This is a genomic window from Streptomyces sp. NPDC005899 (genome assembly GCF_040629645.1).
Taxonomy (GTDB): Bacteria; Actinomycetota; Actinomycetes; order Streptomycetales; family Streptomycetaceae; genus Streptomyces.
In genome coordinates, this window is record NZ_JBEXWB010000454.1 from 1 (window position 1) to 4,218 (window position 4,218).

The 4,218-nt window shown below is 73.4% G+C and carries 2 protein-coding genes; both read left to right on the forward strand.

The annotated features are described in order from the left end of the window. Positions 1 to 99 precede the first annotated feature (99 nt). Positions 100 to 1,596, forward strand: a complete 1,497-nt coding sequence (locus ABZ371_RS29715) for an amidase (protein WP_358685368.1) — start codon at positions 100 to 102, stop codon at positions 1,594 to 1,596. A gap of 307 nt (positions 1,597 to 1,903) precedes the next feature. Further along, positions 1,904 to 4,126, forward strand: a complete 2,223-nt coding sequence (locus tag ABZ371_RS29720; RefSeq protein WP_358685370.1) for an NADP-dependent isocitrate dehydrogenase — start codon at positions 1,904 to 1,906, stop codon at positions 4,124 to 4,126. Positions 4,127 to 4,218: the final 92 nt, after the last annotated feature.

The window sequence follows — 4,218 nt, forward strand, 5'->3', positions numbered from 1 at the left end:
TGCTTGAGCGGACCGCGCCACCTCGTTACTCTCCAGTAGATCCGCTCGTGCGGCTCCGGGGCGGCCCCGGGGCCGGGCGGACGCGAGGAGGCGGCAGCGATGTCCTCAGCAGACCCCACCGAACGGACCGGGCGCGGCCTGCCGGAGGAGCCGGCCCCGCAGCCCGGACTCGCGGAGAGCGCCCGGGAGCTCGCCGAGGGCCGTACGACCTCGCGGGAGCTCGTCGCGGCCTCCCTGGCACGCATCGAGGCGAGCCGCCACACCCTCAACGCCTTCCGGCACCTGCGCGCCGAAGAGGCGCTCGCCGAGGCCGCCGAGGCCGACCGGCGGCTCGCGGCCGGCGAGCGGCTGCCGCTGCTGGGCGTACCGGTCGCCGTCAAGGACGACACCGACGTCGCGGGTATGCCCACCTACTTCGGCTGCGACGGGGAACTGCCGCCCGCGTCCGCCGACAGCGAGGCGGTCCGCCGGCTGCGCGTGGCGGGGGCCGTGATCGTCGGCAAGACGAACTCCTGCGAGCTGGGCCAGTGGGCCTTCACCGAGGGGCCCGCCTTCGGCGCCACCCGCAACCCCTGGAACACGGCCCACACACCCGGCGGTTCGTCCGGCGGGTCGGCCGCGGCGGTCGCCGCCGGCCTGGTCCCCGCGGCGCTCGGCTCGGACGGGGCCGGATCCATCCGCATCCCGGCGGCGTGGACACACCTCGTCGGCATCAAACCGCAGCGCGGACGGGTCTCCGTCCACCCCCGCAACGACGCGTTCCAGGGGCTCACGGTCAACGGGCCCCTGGCCCGTACGGTCGCCGACGCGGCCCTGCTCCTGGACGCCGCGGCCGGCCCGCACCCCGCGGACCCGCACCGCCCCCCGGCCGTCGACGCCTCCGCCGCGGCCCGCCGCGATCCCGGCAGACTGCGGATCGGCCTCGCCCTCGACCCCCCGCTCACCCTCACCCGGAACGCGCCCCACCCGGACGTCCTGCGCGCCGTCACCGCGCTGGCCGGCACCCTGGCCGGCCTCGGCCACGACGTCGAGGAGGCACGCCCCCGCTACGGGCTGATCGGCCTCTCCTTCGTACCCCGCGCCACGGCCGGCATCGCCGAGCTCGCCGCGCTCCACCCCGAACCGGGGCTCCTGGACCCGCGCACCCGCAGCGCCCTGCGCACCGGGACCCGCCTCGGCGGCCGGGTGGTACGGGCGGCACGGGCGCGGGAGGTGCGCCAGCACCGCAGGATCGGGGCCTTCTTCGACCCGGCCGGGTCCGGATACGACGTACTGCTGACCCCGACCACCGCCGCCCCACCGCCCAGGATCGGGGCCTTCGACGACCTGAGCGCCTGGCGCACCGACGTCGCCATGACCGCCGCCTGCCCGTACGCCTGGCCCTGGAACGTCCTCGGCTGGCCGGGCGTCAACGTCCCCGCGGGCTTCACGGGCGACGGCCTGCCCGTCGGCGCCCAGCTGCTCGGGCCCTCCCGCAGCGAGGAGCGGCTCATCTCCCTCGCCGCCCAGCTGGAGGCCGACCGGCGCTGGTACGAGCACCGCCCGCCCCGGCCCGGCACACCGGTCGCGACCTCGCCGGCCGGGCCGGCGAGGTGACCGCCCCGGCGACCCGGGGCTGAGCACCGTCCCACATGGTGGCCGTCCCGTCCGCGGCCGGGACGGAAGCCGGCCCCGCGCCAGGAAAGGCGGGAAGCGCCGGACCCGGTGCGGCCGGGGGCCGTCCCTACCCATCAGGGCTGGTCGCGGCGTACGGGCGGCCGCACGCCCGCCGGCCGGACCCGTCGTGTCACCGGCACGCCCGGACGATTCCCGGCCGAAGAGGGGGCGGGCCCCTGTGGAGAGGGGGGCGGTCACGAGATATCTTGATGTCAAGCAATGTTGCAGACGTGGAGCGGAGCACCCGGTGACTGACTCGACCATCATCTATACGCACACCGACGAGGCCCCTGCCCTGGCGACGTACTCGTTCCTGCCGGTCGTCGAGGCCTACGCCTCGACCGCGGGAGTCACGGTGGAGCGGCGTGACATCTCCCTGGCCGGGCGCATCATCGCCGGGTTCCCGGAGCGTCTGAAGGCCGACCAGCGTATCGATGACGCACTCGCCGAGCTCGGTGAGCTGGCCAGGACGCCCGGCGCGAACATCATCAAGCTGCCCAACATCTCGGCCTCGATCCCGCAGCTCAAGGCCGCGATCGCCGAGCTCCAGGAGCAGGGCTACGACCTCCCGGACTACCCGGACGACCCGCGGACCGACGAGGACAAGGACGTCCGCGCGCGGTACGACAAGGTCAAGGGCAGCGCGGTGAACCCCGTCCTGCGTGAGGGCAACTCCGACCGCCGCGCTCCCGCGTCGGTCAAGAACTACGCCAAGGCGCACCCGCACCGCATGGGCGCCTGGTCGGCCGACTCGAAGACGAACGTCGCCACCATGGGCGTCGACGACTTCCGCTCGACCGAGAAGTCCGTCGTCATCTCCGAGGCCGGATCGCTGCGCATCGAGCTCACGGGCGACGACGGCACGACCACGGTGCTGCGCGAGTCCGTGCCGGTCCTGGCGGGCGAGGTCGTCGACGCGGCCGTCATGCGCGTCGCCGCGCTGCGCGAGTTCTTCACCGCTCAGGTCGCACGCGCCAAGGCCGAAGGCGTGCTGTTCTCGGTGCACCTCAAGGCCACGATGATGAAGGTCTCCGACCCGATCATCTTCGGCCACGTGGTGCGCGCCTTCTTCCCGAACACCTTCGCCAAGTACGGCGACGCGCTCGCCGCGGCCGGTCTCACCCCGAACGACGGCCTCGGCGGCATCCTCAAGGGCCTGGACTCCCTGCCCGACGTCGGCGCCGAGATCAAGGCGTCCTTCGAGGCCGAGCTCGCCGAGGGCCCGGCCCTGGCGATGGTCGACTCCGACAAGGGCATCACCAACCTGCACGTCCCCAGCGACGTCATCGTCGACGCCTCCATGCCGGCCATGATCCGCACCTCCGGCCACATGTGGGGCCCGGACGGCAACGAGGCCGACACCCTCGCGGTCCTGCCCGACAGCAGCTACGCGGGCGTCTACCAGGTCGTCATCGACGACTGCCGCGCCAACGGCGCCTTCGACCCCTCCACCATGGGCTCCGTACCCAACGTCGGCCTCATGGCGCAGAAGGCCGAGGAGTACGGCAGCCACGACAAGACCTTCGAGATCCCCGCCACCGGCACCGTGCGGGTCCTCGACGGCAACGGCGACGTCGTGCTCGAGCAGGCGGTCGGCGCCGGTGACATCTTCCGGATGTGCCAGACCAAGGACGCCCCGATCCAGGACTGGGTCAAGCTCGCCGTCACCCGCGCCCGCGCGACCGGCAACCCGGCCGTCTTCTGGCTCGACGAGGGCCGCGCCCACGACGCCAACCTCATCGCCAAGGTCACCACCTACCTGGCCGACCACGACACCGAGGGCCTGGACATCTCCATCAGGACGCCCGAGGAGGCCACGGCGTTCTCCCTGGAGCGCATCCGGCGCGGCGAGGACACCATCTCCGTCACCGGCAACGTGCTGCGTGACTACCTCACGGACCTCTTCCCCATCCTCGAGCTGGGCACCAGCGCCAAGATGCTCTCGGTCGTCCCGCTGATGAACGGCGGCGGACTGTTCGAGACGGGCGCGGGCGGTTCGGCGCCCAAGCACGTGCAGCAGCTGGTCAAGGAGAACTACCTGCGCTGGGACAGCCTCGGTGAGTTCCTCGCCCTGGCGGTCAGCTTCGAGCACCTGGCCACCACCACGGACAACGCGCGGGCCAAGGTGCTCGCCGACACCCTGGACCGGGCCACCGGCACGTTCCTCAACGAGGACAAGTCCCCGAGCCGCAAGCTCGGCGGCATCGACAACCGCGGCAGCCACTTCTACCTCGCGCTGTACTGGGCCCAGGAGCTCGCGAAGCAGACCGACGACGCCGCGCTCGCCGAGGCGTTCGGCCCGCTCGCCACGACGCTGTCCGAGCAGGAGCGGACCATCGTGGACGAGCTGATCGCCGTCCAGGGCAAGCCGGCCGAGATCGGCGGCTACTACCAGCCCGACCCGGCGAAGGCGGAGGCCGTCATGCGCCCGTCGGCGACCTTCAACGAGGCCATCGCCTCGCTGGGCTGACCCCGGCGCACCGCCTCGCCGGGCTGTCCCGGCGTGGCACGGCGCACCGCACCGCACGTCCGGGCCGCCCCCGGCAGGCATCCCGCCCGCCG